Source organism: Leifsonia sp. Root112D2, assembly GCF_001424905.1.
GTDB lineage: Bacteria > Actinomycetota > Actinomycetes > Actinomycetales > Microbacteriaceae > Root112D2.
This window is the reverse complement of the sequence record NZ_LMCU01000001.1, coordinates 1,783,483-1,803,822: the sequence shown is the minus strand read 5'-3', so window position 1 is coordinate 1,803,822 and position 20,340 is coordinate 1,783,483. Positions and strand designations below refer to the sequence as shown.

The 20,340-nt window shown below is 65.8% G+C and carries 21 protein-coding genes and 1 tRNA gene; 14 read left to right on the top strand and 8 right to left on the bottom strand.

All coding sequences use genetic code 11. From position 1 onward, the window contains the following. Positions 1–47: 47 nt before the first annotated feature. The 6 genes from ASC63_RS08325 (at position 48) to pstB (ending at position 7,320) form a co-directional block, all read left to right on the top strand. On the top strand, positions 48–2,225 hold the full coding sequence (locus ASC63_RS08325) for an RNA degradosome polyphosphate kinase (protein ID WP_082487403.1): 2,178 nt from the start codon (positions 48–50) through the stop codon (positions 2,223–2,225). Beyond that, positions 2,222–3,157, top strand: a complete 936-nt coding sequence (locus ASC63_RS08320) for an NUDIX hydrolase (protein ID WP_055811829.1) — start codon at positions 2,222–2,224, stop codon at positions 3,155–3,157. Before ASC63_RS08325 ends, ASC63_RS08320 begins: the two co-directional genes overlap by 4 nt. A 126-nt stretch (positions 3,158–3,283) precedes the next feature. Then, positions 3,284–4,381 (top strand): phosphate ABC transporter substrate-binding protein PstS, encoded by a 1,098-nt coding sequence (gene pstS, locus ASC63_RS08315; protein WP_055811826.1) that lies wholly within the window; start codon positions 3,284–3,286, stop codon positions 4,379–4,381. A 112-nt stretch (positions 4,382–4,493) separates the two neighbouring features. Next, positions 4,494–5,435, top strand: a complete 942-nt coding sequence (gene pstC / locus ASC63_RS08310) for a phosphate ABC transporter permease subunit PstC (RefSeq protein WP_055811823.1) — start codon at positions 4,494–4,496, stop codon at positions 5,433–5,435. Next, positions 5,435–6,523, top strand: coding sequence for a phosphate ABC transporter permease PstA (gene pstA, locus ASC63_RS08305; RefSeq protein ID WP_055811820.1), 1,089 nt, complete (start codon positions 5,435–5,437; stop codon positions 6,521–6,523). Before pstC ends, pstA begins: the two co-directional genes overlap by 1 nt. A gap of 17 nt (positions 6,524–6,540) precedes the next feature. Continuing rightward, positions 6,541–7,320, top strand: a complete 780-nt coding sequence (gene pstB / locus ASC63_RS08300) for a phosphate ABC transporter ATP-binding protein PstB (protein WP_055811818.1) — start codon at positions 6,541–6,543, stop codon at positions 7,318–7,320. A gap of 364 nt (positions 7,321–7,684) precedes the next feature. Here pstB and ASC63_RS08295 read toward each other — a convergent pair whose 3' ends face one another. After that, positions 7,685–8,314, bottom strand: a complete 630-nt coding sequence (locus ASC63_RS08295) for a hypothetical protein (protein ID WP_055815184.1) — start codon at positions 8,312–8,314, stop codon at positions 7,685–7,687. Between the two features lie 71 nt (positions 8,315–8,385). Between ASC63_RS08295 and ASC63_RS16500 the strand changes: the two genes are divergently transcribed. Together ASC63_RS16500 and ASC63_RS08290 are read left to right on the top strand one after the other, a co-directional pair. Continuing rightward, a complete protein-coding gene (locus ASC63_RS16500) occupies positions 8,386–8,550 on the top strand; it encodes a hypothetical protein (RefSeq protein WP_200936819.1) in 165 nt (54 codons plus the stop codon). A gap of 65 nt (positions 8,551–8,615) precedes the next feature. After that, positions 8,616–8,688: transfer RNA gene (locus tag ASC63_RS08290), tRNA-Lys, on the top strand. Between the two features lie 62 nt (positions 8,689–8,750). On the opposite strand, the gene ASC63_RS08285 is transcribed toward ASC63_RS08290, so the two are convergent. After that, entirely contained in the window at positions 8,751–9,353 is a 603-nt protein-coding gene (locus tag ASC63_RS08285) for a hypothetical protein (RefSeq protein WP_157487638.1), read from the bottom strand. A 378-nt stretch (positions 9,354–9,731) separates the two neighbouring features. Here ASC63_RS08285 and ASC63_RS08280 point away from each other — a divergent pair, with 378 nt between their 5' ends. Next, positions 9,732–10,160, top strand: coding sequence for a hypothetical protein (locus ASC63_RS08280; RefSeq protein ID WP_157487637.1), 429 nt, complete (start codon positions 9,732–9,734; stop codon positions 10,158–10,160). 81 nt (positions 10,161–10,241) lie between these two features. On the opposite strand, the gene ASC63_RS08275 is transcribed toward ASC63_RS08280, so the two are convergent. After that, positions 10,242–11,318, bottom strand: coding sequence for a DNA glycosylase AlkZ-like family protein (locus tag ASC63_RS08275; protein WP_055811809.1), 1,077 nt, complete (start codon positions 11,316–11,318; stop codon positions 10,242–10,244). Positions 11,319–11,432: 114 nt separating this feature from the next. On the opposite strand from ASC63_RS08275, the gene ASC63_RS08270 reads away from it, so the two are divergent. Together ASC63_RS08270 and ASC63_RS08265 are read left to right on the top strand one after the other, a co-directional pair. Then, on the top strand, positions 11,433–11,846 hold the full coding sequence (locus ASC63_RS08270) for a hypothetical protein (protein ID WP_055811806.1): 414 nt from the start codon (positions 11,433–11,435) through the stop codon (positions 11,844–11,846). A 150-nt stretch (positions 11,847–11,996) separates the two neighbouring features. Continuing rightward, positions 11,997–12,569 carry a YceI family protein gene (locus ASC63_RS08265; protein ID WP_055811803.1) on the top strand — a complete coding sequence of 191 codons (573 nt, stop codon included), beginning with the start codon at positions 11,997–11,999 and terminating at the stop codon, positions 12,567–12,569. A gap of 67 nt (positions 12,570–12,636) precedes the next feature. Here ASC63_RS08265 and ASC63_RS08260 read toward each other — a convergent pair whose 3' ends face one another. After that, positions 12,637–13,572 carry an aldose 1-epimerase family protein gene (locus ASC63_RS08260; protein WP_055811800.1) on the bottom strand — a complete coding sequence of 312 codons (936 nt, stop codon included), beginning with the start codon at positions 13,570–13,572 and terminating at the stop codon, positions 12,637–12,639. 9 nt (positions 13,573–13,581) lie between these two features. Continuing rightward, positions 13,582–14,355 (bottom strand): DeoR/GlpR family DNA-binding transcription regulator, encoded by a 774-nt coding sequence (locus ASC63_RS08255; protein ID WP_055811798.1) that lies wholly within the window; start codon positions 14,353–14,355, stop codon positions 13,582–13,584. Positions 14,356–14,408: 53 nt separating this feature from the next. Between ASC63_RS08255 and galT the strand changes: the two genes are divergently transcribed. Then, positions 14,409–15,572: a galactose-1-phosphate uridylyltransferase gene (gene galT / locus ASC63_RS08250; RefSeq protein WP_442915053.1), complete on the top strand. Its 1,164-nt coding sequence runs from the start codon at positions 14,409–14,411 to the stop codon at positions 15,570–15,572. Next, positions 15,569–16,729 (top strand): galactokinase, encoded by a 1,161-nt coding sequence (gene galK, locus ASC63_RS08245; RefSeq protein WP_055811795.1) that lies wholly within the window; start codon positions 15,569–15,571, stop codon positions 16,727–16,729. Before galT ends, galK begins: the two co-directional genes overlap by 4 nt. A 12-nt stretch (positions 16,730–16,741) precedes the next feature. On the opposite strand, the gene ASC63_RS08240 is transcribed toward galK, so the two are convergent. Both ASC63_RS08240 and ASC63_RS08235 read right to left on the bottom strand, forming a co-directional pair. Continuing rightward, a complete protein-coding gene (locus tag ASC63_RS08240) occupies positions 16,742–17,278 on the bottom strand; it encodes a cysteine hydrolase family protein (protein ID WP_235492012.1) in 537 nt (178 codons plus the stop codon). An 8-nt stretch (positions 17,279–17,286) separates the two neighbouring features. Continuing rightward, positions 17,287–18,819, bottom strand: a complete 1,533-nt coding sequence (locus ASC63_RS08235; RefSeq protein WP_055815178.1) for a purine-cytosine permease family protein — start codon at positions 18,817–18,819, stop codon at positions 17,287–17,289. Between the two features lie 101 nt (positions 18,820–18,920). Between ASC63_RS08235 and ASC63_RS08230 the strand changes: the two genes are divergently transcribed. Next, positions 18,921–19,451, top strand: coding sequence for a gamma carbonic anhydrase family protein (locus ASC63_RS08230; RefSeq protein ID WP_055811789.1), 531 nt, complete (start codon positions 18,921–18,923; stop codon positions 19,449–19,451). A 10-nt stretch (positions 19,452–19,461) separates the two neighbouring features. Here ASC63_RS08230 and ASC63_RS08225 read toward each other — a convergent pair whose 3' ends face one another. Continuing rightward, entirely contained in the window at positions 19,462–20,337 is an 876-nt protein-coding gene (locus ASC63_RS08225; protein ID WP_055811786.1) for a bifunctional methylenetetrahydrofolate dehydrogenase/methenyltetrahydrofolate cyclohydrolase, read from the bottom strand. Positions 20,338–20,340 lie beyond the last annotated feature (3 nt).

Here is a 20,340-nt window from a genome sequence, read left to right as displayed (position 1 = left end):
TGGCAGAGGTATCGCCCGGTGACAAGTCATGGTGACATGATGTTCTGATGGACGGCGAGAACATACTGCTCGACTCGGGGCTCGGCAGCGACGTCGACGACGACTTCGCACCCTTTGTCTACGAGAATGACCCGACGCTGCCCGACGAGCGCTATCTCGACCGGGAGCTGAGTTGGCTGGCATTCAACCAGCGGGTGCTCGAGCTCGCCGAAGATCCGGATGTTCCGGTGCTCGAACGCGCAAACTTTCTGGCCATCTTCGCCAGCAATCTCGACGAGTTCTTCATGGTGCGCGTCGCGGGACTCAAGCGCCGCATTCTCACCGGGCTCGCCGTGCCCACCAACGTCGGCCGCGCTCCCGTCGACGTGCTTGCAGACATCTCTGAAAAGGCGCACGAGCTGCAGGAGCGGCACGCCGCCGTGTACCAGGATCTCATCAAGCCCGCCCTCGGAGAGGCCGGGATCGAGATCGTCACCTGGGAGCGCCTCGACGAAGGTGACCGCACCCAGATGCGCGAAATCTTCTCCCAGCGCATCTTCCCGGTGCTGATGCCGCTCGCCGTCGACCCGGCGCATCCGTTCCCGTACATCTCGGGACTGTCTCTGAACCTGTCGGTGCGGGTGCGGCATCCGAAGACCGGCAAGGAGCAGTTTGCCCGGCTCAAGGTCCCCCCGATGCTTCCGCGCTTCGTGCGCATCGACCAGCGCGAGTCCGTCGACCAGATGCGCTTCATCGCGCTCGAAGACCTCATCGCCAACCACCTCGGCGATCTGTTTCCCGGCATGGAGGTGCTCGAGCACCACATTTTTCGGGTGACCCGCAACGAGGATGTCGAGGTCGACGAAGACGAGACCGAGAACCTGCTGCAGGCGCTGGAGAAAGAACTGTTGCGCCGCCGATTCGGCCCGCCGATTCGCCTCGAGGTCACCGCAGACATGGACGAGGTAACGCTGGGCCTCCTGGTGCGCGAACTGGATGTGAGCGAGCAGGAGGTCTACCGGCTGCCCTCCCCGCTCGACCTGGGCGGCCTCTTCGATCTGGCCAAGATCGACCGGCCCGATCTGCATTACCCCACTCACGTACCCACGACCGCCGCCCAGTTCATGCCCCGCGAGCCGAACGCGAAACCCGATCTCTTCGCGGCCGTGGCGCGCCGGGACGTACTCGTGCACCACCCGTACGAGTCGTTCGCCACGAGCGTGCAGGCCTTTCTCGAGCAGGCCGCGAGCGACCCGAACGTGCTGGCCATCAAACAGACGCTGTACCGCACCTCCGGCGACAGCCCCATCGTCGAGGCTCTCATCGACGCGGCCGAGGCGGGCAAGCAGGTGCTCGCCCTCGTGGAGATCAAGGCGCGCTTCGATGAGCAGAACAACATCTCGTGGGCGCGCAAGCTCGAGAAGGCCGGCGTGCACGTCGTCTACGGCCTCGTCGGGCTGAAAACCCACTGCAAGCTGCTGCTCGTCGTGCGCCAGGAGCAGGGGAAACTGCGCCATTACAGCCACATCGGCACGGGAAATTACAACCCGAAGACGAGCCGACTGTACGAAGACCTCGGCCTGTTCACCTCCGATGACCAGGTGGGTAAAGATCTCACCCGCCTCTTCAACGAGCTCAGCGGTTATGCCATCGAGAAGAAGTTCAAGCGACTGCTGGTTGCGCCACTGCACCTGCGCAAGGGGCTGCTCAAACGCATCCAGACCGAGGCGGAGAACGCGGCGGCGGGGCTGCCCAGCGGCATCCGCATCAAACTGAACTCGATCGTGGACGAGGCGATCATCGACGCCCTGTACAAGGCGAGCGAAGCCGGCGTGCCCGTGGATCTCTGGGTGCGCGGCATCTGCAGCCTGCGACCGGGCGAAGACGGGCTGAGCTCGAACATTCGGGTGCGCTCGGTGCTCGGCCGCTACCTCGAGCACTCGCGCGTCTTCTCATTCGTGAACAACGGCGATCCCCAGGTCTTCATCGGCAGCGCCGACATGATGCACCGCAACCTCGATCGACGCGTCGAGGCCCTCGTGCGACTGACGGATGCCTCCCAGATCAGCGAGCTCGACGACCTGTTCGACGTGGCATTCGACGACGGCACCTCCACCTGGTGGCTGGATGCCGAGGGCACGTGGACACGTCACAGCAAGAATGCGAGCGGCGAGCCCCTCGAAGACCTGCAGAATAGGCTCATGCATCACATCTCGCATCGGCCCCGCTCAGGGGGCCGCCGGTGACGAACGCGGTCTATGCGGCGGGGGCGGTCTGCTGGCGCTACATCGACGGCAAGCTCATGGTGCTGGTCATTCATCGCACCCGCTACGGCGACGTCACCATTCCCAAGGGCAAGGTCGACCCCGGCGAGACGCTGCCGCAGACCGCGGTGCGCGAGATCAAAGAGGAGACCGGCCTCACCGTCGCCCTCGGTGTTCCCGTGGGCATCTCCAGTTACCCCCTGGCCAGCGGACGCGAGAAGATCGTGCACTACTGGGCCGCGGAGGTCAGTGACAAGGCCGTCGCCTCCTCGACATTCCTGCCCAACGGCGAGGTGGCTGCGCTCGAATGGGTGAGTGTCAAGAAGGCCCGCGGTTACCTCAGCTATCCCCCGGATGTCGAGATTCTCGAAAACTTTCAGCGGCTGGTCGACGACGGCGTCACGAGCACTTTCGCGCTGATCGCCCTGCGACACGGCAAGGCCACCTCTCCCGGCTCCTGGGACGGGCCGGATGCGACACGCCCGCTCACCGAGCGCGGCGTGCGCCAGGCCGCCGAAGATGCGCTCTCGCTGCAGGCGTGGCATCCGCGCAAGATCGTCACGAGCCCGGCCGTGCGCTGCGTGGCGACCGTCGCGCCGCTGGCGGCCGCGAGCGGCATCGTGCCCAAGCACGCCCCCGGCATCAGCCAGGACTCGTATGAGGAAGGCACGGCGAGCGTGCGCGAGGTCGTCGGCAAACGCGTGCGGTCGATGAAATCGGCCGTGCTCTGCAGCCATGGGCCGGTGCTGCCGGAGATTCTGCGCGAAATCGCGTTGGCCACCGGCACGGCCATGGGCAGCTACGTGCGCGAGTCGGCCGCGCTGGAAACCGGCGGCTTCTCCGTGGTGCACCTCTCGGCCACCAACCCCAGTTCGGGCATCATCGCCATCGAAACGCACAGCCCCCGCGTCTGAGCTTCGCTCCGCGTTAACCTCCCGTTTACCACGTGGGGGGAGGCTGGTCACACATCCGGAATAGCGTCGAAGTCGGGTCAGCACCGGCCCGAAACGTCCTGTTGTCAATCCCCGGAAGGGACTACTGTGAAACTCTCCCGCTATGGCGCACCCGTCGCCATCATCGCTGCGGCTGCCATCGCTCTCACTGGCTGTGCGGCGAACGAAGGAAGCACGCCCAGCAACTCCGAGACGAAGTCGGCCTCAACCCTCTCCGGCACCATCAACGGCGTCGGCTCCTCCGCCCAGGGCACGGCACAGACCACCTGGATCGCAAGCTTTCAGCAGACCAACCCCGACGTGACGGTCAACTATGACCCGCAGGGCTCGGGCGCCGGCCGCAAGAGCTTCATCTCGGGCGCCGCCGACTTCGCCGGCTCGGACGCCGCGCTGAAGGATGCGGAACTCGCTGGCGACTTCGCCATGTGCGCCGCGGGCACGAAGGGCATCGACCTCCCCGTCTACATCTCGCCGATCGCCATCGCGTACAACGTTGACGGGGTCAAGGATCTCAAGCTCGACGCCGTGACCATCGCCAAGATCTTCAGCGGCGCCGTCACCAAGTGGAACGACCCGGCCATCACCGCGCTGAACTCGGGCGCCACGCTGCCGGATGCCGCCATCACGGTCGTGCACCGCTCCGACGACTCGGGCACCACGCAGAACTTCACCGAGTACCTCGCCGCGAACGCGAAGGACGTCTGGACCAAGCCGTCTGGCCAGACCTACCCGTACACGATCGGTGACGCGGCCAAGGGCACCTCGGGTGTGGCCGACGCCACGAAGGGCGCCAAGAACAGCATCACCTACATCGACGAGTCCGGTGCCGCTGGCCTCAGCATCGCCCAGCTCAAGGTCGGCGACAGCTTCGTGAAGATCAATGCTGCCGGCGCCGCGGATGTCGTTGCCAAGTCCCCGATCGCATCCGGTCGTGCAGATGGTGACCTCGCCATCGCGATCGACCGCACGATCACCGACGCGAACGCCTGGCCGATGGTGCTCGTGAGCTACGTGATCGCCTGCCAGCAGTACAAGGACGCGGCCAAGGCCGAGCTCGTGAAGGCATACGCCGGCTATCTCGTCACCGACGAGGCGCAGAAGGCCTCGGCCGAGCAGGCCGGTTCGGCCCCGCTGTCGAAGGAACTGGCCACGAAGGTCGCCGCCGCGATAGCTACCATCAAGTAGATCCTCGTATGGAACCCGGCCCGCAGCTCTCACGAGCTCGGGCCGGGTTTGACGAGGTTTCACCCCCACTGACACCGACATCTCACACGAAGAACCCGAGCAGAGAGACAGCATGACGACGCAGACGCAAGCCGCCCCTCGCGCCAGACTTCGCCTCGGCGATCGCGTCTTCTCGACCGGCACCGTCGTCGCCGGTTCGCTCATTCTCGTCGTTCTCGCGGCCGTCGCGATCTTTCTCATTGCGCAGAGCCTGCCCGCCCTCGTCGCGGGTTCCAAGGATCTGCCGGGCGGGGCCACAAACTTCTGGGTGTACGTCTGGCCGCTCGCCTTCGGCACGGTCTGGGCCGCCTTTCTCGCCCTCATCATCGCCACGCCCCTCTCCATCGGCATCGCGCTCTTCATCTCGCACTACGCGCCGCGCCGCCTCTCGCAGCTGCTCGGCTACGTGATAGACCTGCTCGCCGCCGTGCCCTCCGTGGTCTTCGGCCTGTGGGGCATCGTGGTGCTCTCGCCCTTTGTGCAGCCGTTCTATGCCTGGCTCGTGAACAACCTGGGCTGGATTCCGTTCTTCTCCGGGCCGGTCTCCGGCACCGGACGCACCATTCTCACCGTGGCCATCGTGCTTGCCGTCATGGTGTTGCCCATCATGACCGCCATGTGCCGCGAGATCTTCCTGCAGACCCCGCGCCTGCACGAAGAAGCCGCACTCGCGCTCGGCGCCACCCGGTGGGAGATGATCCGCATGGCTGTGCTCCCCTTCGGGCGCGCCGGCATCGTCTCGGCCGTCATGCTCGGCCTGGGCCGCGCGCTCGGCGAAACCATGGCCGTCGCCATGGTTCTCTCCCCGGCCGTCGTCGTGAACATCTTTCTGCTCACCCCGCAGAACCCGAATACCATTGCCGCGAACATCGCCCTGCAGTTTCCGGAGGCCACCGGTGTCTCGATCAACGCGCTCATCGCATCCGGCCTGGTGCTGTTCGTCGTGACACTCGCCGTCAACTCGCTGGCCCGCTATTTCGTGGGCCGCCGCAAAGCCTTCTCGGGAGCAAATTGATGACAACGGTGACGGCCGTGCGGCCGATGGGCAACACACTTACCGCAGGCAAACTGCCACGCGGCACCACCTGGATAGCGCTCGTCGGCGGCTGGGTTGTGTTCGGCGGAATCTTCGGCATTCTGGCCGCCAGCGGCACCACGAAGGGCTTCAACGTCGTGGGCGCCGTGTTCTTCGGCACCCTGCTGTTCGACGTGGTGATCTACGTGCTCTCGCTTCTCGTAGAGGGGCGCCGCAAGGCCACTGACCGGCTCATCACCTCGCTCGTGGCTACCGCCTTTATCGTCGCGCTGCTCCCCCTGATCTCCCTGATTTGGACCACGGTCTCCAACGGCCTGGCGCGTTTCGATATCGCGCTCTTCACCGAGTCGATGCGCAACGTGATCGGCGAGGGCGGCGGCGCTCTGCACGCCATCGTCGGAACGCTCGAGATCACAGGAATGGCGACGCTGATCTCGGTGCCCGTCGGCCTGCTGACTTCGATCTACCTCGTGGAATACGGTCGCAGCCACCTCGCGCGCGGCATCACCTTCTTCGTTGACGTGATGATGGGTATCCCTTCGATCGTCGCTGGCCTGTTCGCCTTTGCCCTGTTCGCGCTCATCACGGGCAGCCCAGGCATTCGAAGTGGTTTCGCCGGTGCCGTTTCGATCTCGGTGCTCATGATCCCGGTCGTCGTGCGCTCCAGCGAAGAGATCCTGCGCCTCGTGCCGAACGAGCTGCGCGAGGCATCCTATGCGCTGGGCGTTCCCAAGTGGCTCACCGTTCTCAAGATCGTGCTGCCGACCTCGCTGGCCGGCCTGGTGACCGGCGTGATGCTCGCCATCGCGCGAGTCATCGGCGAAACGGCCCCGCTCTTGATCGTGGCCGGTTTCACCACAAGCATGAACTACAACCTGTTCAACGACCGCATGATGACGCTGCCGGTCTTCATCTACACGCAGTACACCCAGGCGGCCGGCATACACGCCCAGGCTGCCATCGACAGGGCGTGGGCCAGCGCGCTCACCATCATCATCATCGTCATGCTGCTCAACCTGATCGGCCGCATCATCGCCCGCGTCTTCGCCCCCAAGTACGGCCGCTAACTGACAAGGAATGCCACGTGTCCAAGCGCATTGAAGTCTCAGACCTGAACGTCTACTACAGCAAGTTTCGTGCTGTGGAGGGCGTCTCGCTCGCCATCGAGCCTCGCACCGTGACCGCTTTCATCGGGCCCAGCGGATGCGGCAAGTCCACGTTTCTGCGCACCCTGAACCGCATGCACGAGGTCATCCCCGGCGCCTACGTCGAGGGAACGGTCTCCATCGACGGCAACGACCTCTACGGGCCGGGCGTCGACCCGGTGCTCGTGCGCCGCCAGGTGGGCATGGTCTTCCAGCGGCCCAACCCTTTTCCCACGATGTCCATTCGGGAGAACGTGCTGGCGGGCGTGAGGCTCAACAACCGGCGCATGCCGAAGGATGAGGCCGACGAGCTGGTCGAGAAGTCGCTGCAGAGCGCCAATCTGTGGAACGAAGTCAAGGATCGCCTCAACCTGCCCGGCTCCGGGCTCTCCGGCGGGCAGCAGCAGCGCCTCTGCATCGCCCGCGCCATCGCCGTCTCCCCCGACGTGCTGCTCATGGACGAGCCGTGCTCGGCCCTCGACCCGATCTCGACCCTCGCCATCGAGGACCTCATCGAGGAGCTGAAGCAGGAATACACGATAGTGATAGTGACGCACAACATGCAGCAGGCATCCCGCGTCTCTGATCGCACCGCGTTCTTCAACATCGCCGGCACAGGCAAGCCGGGCAAGCTCATCGAGTTCAACGACACGGCCACGATCTTCTCGAACCCGACCGTTCAGGCCACCGAGGACTACGTGTCGGGCCGCTTCGGCTAGGCCGTTCACCTCGGCAGTCCACCAGCTCGCACGCCTCTGGCTACGTTGTCGGCCCGCGTGGGTATGACGCTAGACCGGGCTTTTGACGACACCCCGGACTTTTCCCAGGAATTCTCCGGTCTTGCGTCAAAAGTCCGGTCTAGCGTCATCCCCTTAGGGCGGATGCGTGACAGCCGTGCACAGTCATGCCGGGCACAGTCATGCCGGGCACAATTATGGCCGGGCCGCAGAACGCCTCTCGGCGCGAGGCCGCTCGAAGCGGCGAATATTGGAGCCCGGGGTTACTGCGGCCCGGCCACGAACTAGTGTAACCGAGTGCCTGCAGCAGGCATTCCCATGGGCTGTGAATCTGCCGACCGGGGCGCTATTCGAGGGAGTCGCTGCGCCAGAGCATCGCGCATCCGGTGAGCTCCTGCGCGGTCTGCGAGAAGCGCAGTGCCCGTGTCGTGAGTTCGGTAGAGCGCGCCGGCTCCGTGGCATCGAGATCGTCGGCCACACTCGTGCAGCCGGCCGCCATCACGCGGCAGAACGCGGCGGCGCGTTCCAGGGCGACCGCGAAATCGCCCTCGAACAGCCCACGCAGGATGCGATCGGCCAGTTCCGTGATCTCGGCCGGCCCTGCGGGAATGGGGGCCCCGGCAACGATCGGGTCGATGGTGGTGACCACGTCGATGCCGCGCTGAAACAGGAATGCCGTTCCCTCAGCATCCTGCCGCGTGAGCATCCGCAGCAGATAGATGCGCCAGAGCGCACCGGGCAGGCTTCGCGGCATCGCCCGCGACCACAATTCCGCCAGGGCGTCGATGCCATTCTCGTCGGTGAAGGTCACCAAGCGGTGCACAACGTCGGCCTCCGGATCGGCCCGAACTCGCGCGAGCAACGTCTGCGCGGTCTCGTGTGCGATGCGACTCGTCTCGGCCGGGTCGTCACCGCCATGAAAGGTCTCGAACTTGCTGCCCGAGAACTGGGTGGGCTTGTGAAAGTCGTCAGCCACGCGCATTTCTCCTGTTCCCGATGTGCACGAATGTCCCCCATTTGCGGGTCGCCATAGCGTATGGTCTGGCTATGAACATTCTTCTGGTCATCATCATTGTCGTCGCGATCATCCTTGCGATAGTCGGAGGATTGTCCAACGCGGTCTCATGGCTGCTCTGGGTGGGCATCGTTCTGGCGATCATCGCGATCATCGTGTGGCTGCTGCGCCTCATCACCGGTCGCAAGACCCGCTAGCCGGGCCCACTGCACCACCCTACGTGGCTCAGGTGCGCTCGCATTCACGCTAGATTTAAGCGTAGGCGCCTGTAGCTCAGTTGGTAGAGCATCGGACTTTTAATCCGCGGGTCGTGGGTTCGAGCCCCACCGGGCGCACCCATCTGCACCCACGGCACGAGCCTCCACTGGGGGATGGCCGTTGACGATGGAGACTCTGTTCATCGCCGTAATGCACTCGGTCGTGGCAACCCGATGTCTTCGATCAGATCGCCAAGAGCTCGATCGAGTTCCGTGCCGGCTTGGGTGATTTTGTTAATGCCGAACCCGCGCAGTTGCGTGCTCGGTACGTCGAAGCTCAGAATCGTTCCTGCTTGAGCCGACGCGTGAGCTTCAATTCTGACCGGCGAGTACAACATCGCGCCAGGGTCATGCCGAAACAATTGCGCCGCCAAGCCCTGGTTGACGATCAACCACACAATGCTCGAGACGGAACTCCCGGCATAGCGCATCAGGTCCCCCGGCCTCGACGACCAGACACACACGAATCCGCTCGGCGACTCCCACTGCAGACCCCGCACGAATCCCGACCAGTCACCGTCCCCGGCAAGCCGAGTCAGGGCATCCGCATCGGACAGCCCGGGCACCGCCTGCTCGAACGCCGTAACGAGCGCCTCGAAACGCGCGTTAGTGGATAGCTGCACCCGCTGTGCCTGATAGTCCGTTGCGCTCTCGGTGCTGTCATAACTCACCGAACAATCCTCGCAGCAGTCATCAGCATCAGAGTTCTCCCGATTCGGTCGGTGCGTCTTTACTGCGGACAAGAGGCCGCGTGGGCGCCTCCTACGACGGCAGCCACAAGAAGACCCACTGATCTGCATCGGGTGCGCCTGCCCGCAAGCGGGACGCGCGGCGCGACGTCTGTCCAGCAGCCAGTAGTGTCGAAGCACGAGCGGTTACATTGGAGGGCCATGTCTGCATCGAGCCGGCGGCGCCAACGCGTTGCACCCCTCGCCGCCGCTCTGTGCGTCGCAAGCTTGAGCATGGGCCTCGCCGGCTGTGCGGGCATCGACTCCAGCCCGCACAGGGTCGGGGCGTCACTACCTGCGACGCCAACACAGACCCCGGACGCCCAGTCGCCCGCTATGCATGGCCCAGTGTTCCCGTCGTCCACTCCGGGCGTAACAGCGGATGCCGCATCGATGGCAGCCGCACAAGCCCGACTTGCGCACGCCCCTGTTCCACCGGGCGCCGTCAGCAGCACAATACGACCCGACGGCGTCGCATCCGCACTGGCGATGAGTTTCTGGTGCCAGCCGATGGCCGACGCAGTACAGTACTGGACGGTTGCCGGCATGTCCGTCGCTTCAACCGTCGACTACCTCAAGACACATTCACCCCAGGGCTTGACGCTCGCGGAGGTAACGGGCAGCAACGCCGCCGGCGACACGAACGTCGACGCCAAGATTGTCGAGTATGCGGTCAGTCTGGATGCCGGAGACGGGTTGGTCTATGAGGTGACCCCGGTCGACTCCGGAGCGGGAATCCGTGCCGACGCTCTGGTCACCCCCGCGAACGCAATATGCGCCACGGCACCACCGGGAACCGTGCTCGGTTACTGGGGCGGGTAGGGGACCGCGTGCGGATGAAAGTGGTCATGAAATGCGGCTCCCCCCGGTTCACGACATGTGACCGACGAACCGGGGCAGTCGTCACCATGCTCTAACGTCGACGCCCAGCCACTGCGCGAGGTCCGCTATCTCGGCCCGCACCATGTCGTGCTCTTCGGCATCGAACGGCAGCAGCTCGTGCACGGCCGCCACGACGAGTGCTTCATGCTCTCGATCGACTTCGGCCTCAAGCAGGCCCACGAACCGGTCGCCCATCAGGATCGGATGCGCGAAGAAGCCGTACCTGCGTTGAGACTGTGGCTTGAACTGCTCAAGCACATACTCGAAGTCGAAGAGCTCTCGCAGACGCGGCCGGTCGAACAAAATGCCGTCGTACGGGCTCAGGAAAGCCGTGCGCCCTCCCTCGTCTTCTTCGATGGCCGCGAGCGCTTCGGGGTCGACTCGATATTTCTGGCGCAACCCCTCCACCGCCGCCGGCTCACCTGCCTCGCCCACCCGAGTCCACGGCGACTTCTGCTTCGCGATGCCCGCAGCGCGCAGTCGGCGCTCGTCCAGCATCCGTTCGGCCTCGTCATATTCGAACTCGGGCAGATTCTGCGGATATACGCGCTCGGCAAGGTCCCAGCGTCGATGACGCCCCTCGCGTGCGGCAATGGCGATCTCGCCCTGACGGTGCAGAAAGTCGAGCATGTGCACTGTCTGGTTGGAGCCCGACCAACCGTCCGGCGACCGCGCGACCTCTGCCGTGTCTGGAATGTCGCTCGCCAGCAGCGGGCCCTCGGCCCGCAACCGGTCAAGCACCTCGATGCGAAATCGGTGGTTTGCGTCCAGCCACTCGCGAGTGCTCGGCCGGGTCGGCCAGCGCCGCATCGACGGAAGCATGAGCGGAAGCAGGCTGACGGGACGAAATGCTCCGTCGAACTCGAAGAGCGTTCGGTCCGATTCCGCAGCCTTGGTGAGCTGGAATGTCTCAAAAGCCGAGCCCATTCGCGACCACAGGATGGTTCGCTCGGCCGGCGCAATCGTTGCCAGCGGATCGATCTTGATCGCGCCGAGCTGCTCGGCGACCTCGATGACCTCACTGGGACGATAGGCGTCGAGCAGTTGCGCCCGCACCGCGATGCGGCGGGCCTGGTCTCGCGTGAGCTGATGCGTCACGTGTCGAGGGTACAACTCGGATGCCGAACCGTGTTCAGGTCAGCGCGGAACAGGTGAAGCGCGGGCCTGGCCCGCCGTAATATTGGTCACAGTTCAGACAGAGGGAGAGCACTCATGGCTACGACATTCAGCAAAGAGGAAAAGGCCGCCATGAGGGCAGCCGTCGCCGAAAAGAAAGCCGCCCAGGAAGGCGCAGACGCCGCGGCTGCCTGCGAGGCCGCGATCGCCGCGATGACAGGGGCCGATCAGGAACTCGCCGAGGCGTTCCACCAACTGGTCAAAGAAAACACGTCGCTGGCTGCAAAAACCTGGTACGGAATGCCCGCTTACGCTGATGCCGACGGCAGGGTGGTCGTCGCTTTCAAGCCGGGGTCAAAGTTCAAGATTCGTTACGCGAGCCTTGAGTTCCAGCAGGCGGCAAAACTGGATGACGGCACGCTGTGGCCGGTCGGTTTCGCCCTGACCAAGCTGGATGACACGGTCACGAAGCGAATCGCCGCCATCCTGAAGGCTGCCGTCGACTCCTGACCTCACTCGAGCCGACCACGGCAGCACCTCGGCGCAATATCCATTGTGAGAAATTTTTTGGGATGCTCGGAATAACGTCGGGATCTATGCAGTTGCATAGACTCGAGGGCCTTGCCCTTGAATCCCACGACGACTCCCAAGGAGATATGCATGTCCGAAACCACTGCCGCCGCAGACACCGTCTCGATCCCCGGATACAAGGCCGGAACCTGGACGATCGACACCGTACACAGTGAGGTCGGCTTCAGCATCCGGCACCTGATGGTGAGCAAGGTCAAGGGCCGCTTCGAGAACTTCGAGGCCACCTTCGTGACCGCCGAGAACCCGCTCGAATCGACCGTGACGGCCAAGGCCGAGGTCGCATCCGTGAGCACGAAGGATGCCAACCGCGACGCGCACCTGCGCACCGGCGACTTCTTCGAGGCCGAGAAGTACCCCACCATCGACTTCGTGTCGACCGGTGTGCGCCAGAACGGTGGCGACTTCCTCGTCGACGGCGACCTCACCATCAAGGGCGTCACCAAGCCCGTGACATTCGACTTCGAGTTCGGCGGCTTCGCCCAGGACCCGTACGGCAACTACAAGGCCGGCGCCACCGCGACGACCGTGATCAACCGCGAGGACTTCGGCCTCATGTACAACGCGACCCTCGAGACCGGCGGCGTTCTGCTCGGCGAGAAGGTCACCATCACGCTCGACCTTCAGGCGGCCCTGCAGCAGTAGTCCGACACGCAGCACGCACAGTGGGCTCGGCACATCGCCGGGCCCACTTGCGCGTCTGACGACGGTGCTAGCGGGCGACGAAGCCCGTGTGGCGCAGTCCCCAGCTCACCGACCAGGTCTCGCCCGGCGCGAGCCATTTCAGTGCGGTGCCCGAGTTGAGGGCGTTCGTCGGCGCCGTCATCGGCTCGATGGCGATCGCCATTGCGCCATCCGCCAGCGTGTTCAGGGTGCGCGAGGTGTACACCTGCACGTAGCCGAAGTGCTCGTCGCTCCACATCGAGACGGTACGGCCGTCGGGTGCGGTGAGCGTCTGCTCGCTGCGGCCATCCGTGATCTGCACCCCGCCCCACCCGTCGTCGAGCTGCAGATCGCCCACGCGCTTGCCGGCCCGCAGGTCGAACTCGGTGCCGTCGACGGCGTGCTCGCTCAGCACATTGAGGCGGTCATCGACCTCGAAGTGCGTGTCGGCCCGCAGCGTCAGCGTGAGTTCGGCCGTGTCGACGTCACCGATCTTGAAATACGGATGCGTGCCCACCGCGACCGGGGCATCCTCGGTACCGGCGTTGCCCAGCGTATGCGTGACGGTGAGGCCGTCGTCGACGAGTTCATAGCGCACGGTCGTGTCGAGGAGGAACGGGTAGCCGGCCTGCGGAAACACCGTGGCGGCCAACGTGATGGCGTTGTCGCTGCGCTCGGCGAGCGTGTAAGGCGCATAGCGCAGCAGCCCGTGAATGGCGTTCTCGCGCTCGGGCTCGGTGAGGTCGAGCTGCTGCTCGACACCGTTCAGCTGCCAACGACCGCCCTTGACCCGGTTGGGCCACGGCACCAGCACAATGCCCAGACCGGATGGCGGCGCCGAGCTCTCGGGGTATGGCTCGGTCAGGTCGATTCCCCCGACGCTGTAGCCCCGCAACGAGGCGGCCACCTCGGTGACGACGGCCCGTGCGGTGCCTGCCGTCGTCTGTGCGGTGAGTTCGAACTGTTGCCCTGTAGGTGCGCGCATGGGGCCAGTTTACGAGATGGCGCGGGCGACGCTGACGGCCAGGCCCGCCGCGCGCAGGCGGGCGAGTTCGTCGTCGGAGGCCGATGCGCCCGTGATGAGCGACTCGACCTCGTCGAGGGACGCAATGCGACCCACGTGGGTCCCACCGATCTTCGAGCCGTCAGCCACCACTATCGCCCGCTGCGCACTGGCAACCATGAGGCGCTTGAGCTCCGCCTCCGGAAGATTCACATTGGTGACACCGCGCTCGGCATGCACCCCATTGCATCCGATGAATGCAATGTCTGCCGTGAGGTGCCCCAGCAGCACGGATGCCAGCGGGTCGACCAGCGAATGCTGCAATGGTCGCAGCGTTCCCCCGGTCACAATCACCTGAAAGCGTGGAATCGCGCGTTCAAGCTCGAGCGCAATGGTGAGCCCGTTGGTGATGACCGTCACGTCGTGCAACTCCTGGCGCGCCGCGAGCGCCCGACCGACCAGCGCCGTCGTGCTGCCCACATCGAGCAGCACCGTCGAGCCGGATTCGACCAGGCCGGCGGCCAGCTCGGCGATCTGCTGCTTCTCCTCGGCCGAGCTGGTGAGCGAGCGCTCGAACGACGCCTCCATGCCGCCGTTCGAGACGGCGCCGCCGTGCACGCGGCGCAGCACACCGGATGCCTGCAGCGCGTTCAAGTCGCTGCGCACGGTCACGAGGCTCACGCCCAGCTCATCGCTCGCCTCGGTGACGTGCAGAAACCCGCGCTCGGCAACGAGGCGGGCAAGTCGATCGCGTCGGGTCGGCATCGTCTTACGATTCCTTTCGTATTCGAAAGCGCTCTTTTCGGTATCGTAATACTGTGCCTAACCGTAACGCTGTGCCCGACCGCAGTACCGTGCTCACCGCCGGGATCACCGCCCACGCCGACACCCTTGCGGACGGTCGCGAGATCATCTATTTCGACGATGCCGACACGACGCTCGCCGCCGAGCGCAAGGCCGATCTGCGGCCGCTCGAGGAGCGCCCCGACACCGCCACCATGCGGCAGGACCCGCTGACCGCCGAGTGGGTCTCGATCGCCGCTGCCCGGCAGAACCGGGTGGTTCTGCCGCCAGCCGAACTCGACCCGCTGGCACCGGCATCCGCCACGAACCCCTCGGAGATTCCCGACAACTACGACGTTGCGGTCTTCGAGAACCGCTCCCCCTCGTTCGGCCCGCTGCTCACCGACGAGAACGCCCCGCAGGGCCTCGATGACCTGAGGCGCGTCGGGCTCGGTCGCACCCGCACCTCCGTGGGTCGCTGCGAGGTGGTGTGCTTCAGCCCCGAGCACACCGGTGCGTTCGGCAGCCTCAGCCGCTCGCGAGCGCGCACCGTGATCGAGGCCTGGGCACAGCGCACCGCGGCCCTCGGTGCGCTGCCGTCGGTCGAGCAGGTGTTCCCGTTCGAGAACCGCGGCGAGGCCATCGGCGTCACGCTGCGACACCCGCACGGGCAGATCTACTCGTACCCGTACATCACCCCGCGCACGGCCCGACTGATCGATTCGATCGAGTCGTATGGGCCCACGCTCTTTGAGGACATTCTGCAGAGCGAGCGCGCCTCAGAGCGGCTGATCCTCAGCGGCGAGCACTGGAGCGCGTTCGTGCCGTTCGCGGCGCGCTGGCCCATCGAGGTGCACATGCTGCCGCACCGCCACGTGCCCGACTTCGCGGCCACGAACGAGGCCGAGCGCGACGAACTGGCCGTGTTGTATCTGCGACTGCTGCGCGGCATCGACGCACTGTACGACACCCCGACCCCCTATATCGCCGCCTGGCACCAGGCGCCGGTGAATGTGCACCGGGACGACATCCGGCTCATGCTGCAACTCACCTCGCCGCGCCGCGCCGCGGATAAACTCAAGTATCTCGCCGGCAGCGAGGCGGCCATGGGCGCCTGGATCGGCGACGTTCCCCCCGAGTCGTCCGCCGCACTCATTCGTGCCGCCGTCGAGAAAGCCGACAAGGAGAACCCCGTATGAGTGAGCTGATTGACGACGTACACGCCGGATTCGAGCAGCGCTTCGGCGGCAAGGCCGACGGCGTCTGGTCGGCGCCGGGGCGCGTGAACCTCATCGGTGAGCACACCGACTACAACGACGGATTCGTGCTGCCGTTCGCCATCAACCGCCGCACCTTCGCCGCGCTGTCGTTGCGCACAGACCGGCACGTTCGAGTGGCGAGCTCGTTCGCCGAGGAGGTCGTCGAGATTGACCTCGACGAGTTGAGCCCCGAGACCGTGCAGGGCTGGGCGGCCTACCCGCTCGGTGTGGCGTGGGCGCTCGGCCAGGATGGCGCGGATCTTGCCGCGGTGCCCGGCTTCGACCTGTTTCTCGACTCGAATGTTCCCGTGGGCGCCGGGCTGTCGTCGTCTGCAGCCATCGAGTGCGCGGTCGCCGTTGCGCTCAACGACGTGTGGCGCCTCGAGCTCGACCGCCGCGCGCTCGTGGGCGTTGGACACCGCGCCGAGAACGACTTCGTGGGGGCGCCCACCGGCATTCTCGACCAGTCGGCGTCGCTGCTGGGCCGCACCGATTCCGCCATCTTCCTGGACTGCCGCAGCTTCGATACCGAGGTCATTGCCCTGGGGCTGGATGCCGCCGGGCTCGAGGTGCTCGTCATCGACACCGGGGTCACCCACGAGCACGCGAACGGCGGCTACGCCGAGCGCCGGGCATCGTGTGAGGCGGGGGCGAAAACGCTGGGCGTCGGCTCGCTGCGCGAACTCACGGTCGATGACCTGTCGCGGGCGCGCGAGACTCTCGACGGCGAGACCTTCCGCCGGGTGCGCCACGTGGTCACCGAGAACGCGCGGGTGCTCGACACGGTACGGCTGCTGCGCGAGCAGGGGCCAACCGCCATCGGCGACCTGCTGGATGCCTCGCACCGCTCGCTGCGCGACGACTTCGAGGTCTCGGTGCCCGAGCTCGACCTGGCCGTGGAGACCGCTCAAAACTATGGTGCGATTGGCGCGCGGATGACCGGCGGCGGTTTCGGCGGATCGGCCATCGCCCTCGTGCCTGGCCACCTCGTCTCGCAGGTGCAGGTTGCGCTCGACGGGGCGTTCGCGGAACACGGCTACGCGCATCCGGACATGTTCACGGTCGTCGCCGACGACGGCGCCCACCGCGACGCCTGACGCTACCCCGGCCTATTGCCCGAGCACCTCGTCAACGCTCACGATCTCGATCAGCGGTCCGTATAGCGCCATCGCGTCCAGAGCGCGGCGATGATCGGCGTCGCTCAGCCCCGCGCAGGCGTCGGCGACGACGCGAACGTGCATGCCGGCATCCGCTGCAGGCAGCGCCGTTGACAGCACGCAGCAGTCGGTGGAGACGCCCGCCAGAACGAGCTCGGTGCTGCCGCCCATGGCCTCGGCAAGTTCGTCGCCCCATTTGCCGAATGTCGGGCGAGTGAGAATGACCTCGCCCGCGGTGTCAAACTCGTCGGTGATCTCGTAGAGCGGGTCATCGGCAGGCACAAGCGCGAACGGCCAGTCACGGTAGTACGCCTGCCACGCACCCACCGGATGCTGCGGTGCGACGAAGCGCGTGAAGATCGTGTTGCCCGCGAAAGCCGGCAGCAGTCGACGGATGCCCGCCGAAGCCCGCGCATAACCGGGCGTCGCCCACGGGCTCGTCGACGCGGCGAACACGTTTTGCATGTCGATGAGGACGAGTTTCGGCACGACAGACGTCATGGCGCCACGGACCCGCTCGGCCGAGTGTCTGCGACCGCCACGTGGGCAGTGGGCAGTGCATCCGGTGCATTCTCCTGCCTGCGGATGCCCGAGCGGCCGAACAGGATCACGGCAAGGTAGCCGACCACGAGCGCGACGAGCACGCCGAGGTTGGCATAGGCCCACTCGCCCCCGCGGCCGCCGAGACCGAACGGCTCGAGCAGGTACCCCAGCCAGTCGAGCCAGTGCGCGTCGGAGATCGGGTTGGTGATGAGCCCCCAGCCGAGCGCCGTGCCCACGACGAGCGCGCCTATCGCGAGCCAGTTGGCCCGACCGTAGCGCCCACGCGAGTTGAACAGATCGGCATCCGAATAGTCCCGGCGACGCAGCGTCAGGTCGGCCAGAAAGATGCCGCACCAGGCGGCGATAGGCGTGCCGAGCGTGATGAGAAAGCCCTGGAACGGCCCGATGAAGTCGGTGGCGAAGAACACGATGTAGACCGTGCCAAGAATCATGATGACGCCGTCGATGGCCGCGGCGACCGGCCGCGGAATCTTCACGCCCGAGCTGAGCAGGGCGATTCCCGAGGAGTAGATGTCGAGCACGGCACCGCCGATCAGACCGAGCACGGCGACTATCGCGAACGGAATGAGGAACCACACCGGCAGGATGCTCGTGAGCGCCCCGATCGGGTCCCCTCCTATCGCGTCGCTCAGCTTCGCCGACGACGCGGCCAGCAGCAGACCGAAGACGACCAGGATGACCGGCGCGAGGGAGGAGCCGAAGGTCGTCCAGCCGACGACGCCGCGACTGGAGGAGGTGCGCGGTAGATAGCGGGAGTAATCCGCGGATGCCTGCACCCAGCCGAGCCCGAATCCGGTCATCATGAACACGAAGCCGCCGATCAGGTGCTGCACATTGCCGCTCGGCACCGCTCCGACCTTGGCGAAGTCAATCTGGCCCCAGACCAGAACGATGTAGACGATCGTCAGGAGGCCGGTGACGATGGTGATGACCACCTGCATGCGCATGATGACAGTGAACCCGAAGACTCCGCCACCGACCACGAGCAGCACTACCACGACAAGAGCGATGATCTTGGTGGCGGCGCCGCCGTCAAGACCCAGCTCGGTGAACACGGTCGAGGTCGCGAGCACGGCGAGTGAGGCGAGCACCGTCTCCCAGCCGACCGTGAGCAGCCAGGAGATGATCGACGGAAGCCTGTTTCCGTACACCCCGAACGCCGCCCGGCTGAGGGTGAGTGTCGGTGCCGAGCCGCGCTTGCCTGCCAGGGAGATGAATCCGCAGAACAGGAACGAGATGACGATGCCGACGACCGCGACGATGGTCGCCTGCACGAACGAGATGCCGAATCCGAGCAGGAACGATCCGTAGCTGACGCCGAGCACCGAGATGTTGGCCGCAAACCACGGCCAGAACAGACTGCTCGGGCGCCCCTTGCGTTCGCTCTCGTCTATGGGGTTGAGTCCGTTGGTCTCGACGCCAAGAGACGAGGATGTGCGTGCCGGGGGCGGTTCTGTGATTGCCACGTTCGATCCCTCATTCCGCGCGGAGTGCGCACTGTAGGCCTGTTCGAAAAGTATCGGGCGGCGCACCCGGCGTCAAGATCGCCGCGGATAGGCTGTCGAGTATGACAACTCACAGCGACGCACGCGTCATCGCGCTTGCGACCCACGGAGAACCCCGCATCGCCGAATCCGCCTGGGTGGCTCCCGGTGCGGTGCTCGTCGGCAACGTGACGCTGCACGAGCGGGCGAGCGTCTGGTACAACTCGGTGCTGCGTTCCGAGGGCGTGCCGATAGTGATTGGCTCGGGTTCGAATCTGCAGGACAACGTCTCCTGCCACGTCGACACGGGCTTTCCGCTGACGCTCGGAACCGGTGTCTCGGTCGGTCACGGCGCCGTGCTGCACGGCTGCACCATCGAAGACGACGTACTCGTGGGCATGGGCGCCACGGTGCTGAACGGCGCGATAGTGGGCACCGGCTCGCTCATCGCTGCCGGAACCGTGGTTCTGGAGGGCACGATCATTCCGCCACGCTCGCTCGTGGCGGGCGTGCCGGGCAAGGTGCGACGCGAGCTGAGCGATGACGAGGTCGCCGGCATCCGGCACAACGCCGAGGTGTACCTCGAGCACACCCGCGTGCACGCCTCCGTCTGAACGGCTCGACTCAGACGCGCTCGGCGGCCGTCACCACGTTCTCGAGCAGCATTGCGCGGGTCAGCAGGCCCACGCCTCCGGGCACGGGCGAGAGGTAGGAAGCCACCTCGGCAACCGCGGGGTCGACATCGCCCGCCAGTTTGGCCTTGCCGCTTTCGCTGGTTCCGACTCTGCTCACACCCACGTCGACGACGACCGCGCCCGGCTTTACCCAGTCGGCCTTCACGAGGTGCGGCTGGCCGACGGCCGCGACGACGATGTCTGCGCGGCGCACCTCGGCGGCCAGATCGACGGTGCGGGAGTGTGTGAGCGTCACCGTGGCATCCACGCCCTTGCGGGTGAGCAGCAGGCCGAGCGGGCGCCCCACCGTGATACCACGGCCGATGACGACAACGTGCTTGCCGGCGATGGGTATCTCGTAGCGGCGCAGCAGCTCGATCACCCCGGCCGGCGTGCAGGGCAGCGGCGAGTCGAGCTCGCCCGAAACGCCGAGCACGAGCTTGCCCAGGTTAGTGGGGTGCAGCCCGTCGGCGTCCTTGGCCGGGTCGACGCGCTCGAGCATTTCGTTCTCGTCGAGACCGTCGGGCAGCGGCAACTGCACGATGAATCCGGTGACGGCCTCGCTCGCGTTCAGCTCGTCGATCGCGGCGCGCACCTCGTCGGCGGATGCCGTGGCCGGCAGATCGACACGGATCGACTCGATGCCCACATCGGCGCAGTCGCGGTGCTTGCCGCCCACATAGGAGAGCGACCCCGCGTCGGCTCCCACGAGCAGGGTGCCGAGCCCCGGTCGGATGCCGCGCTCGTGCAGCGCGTCAACGCGGGCTTTCAATTCGGTCTTCATGACGGCGGCGGTGGCGACGCCGTCGAGTCGAATGGCAGTCACGAG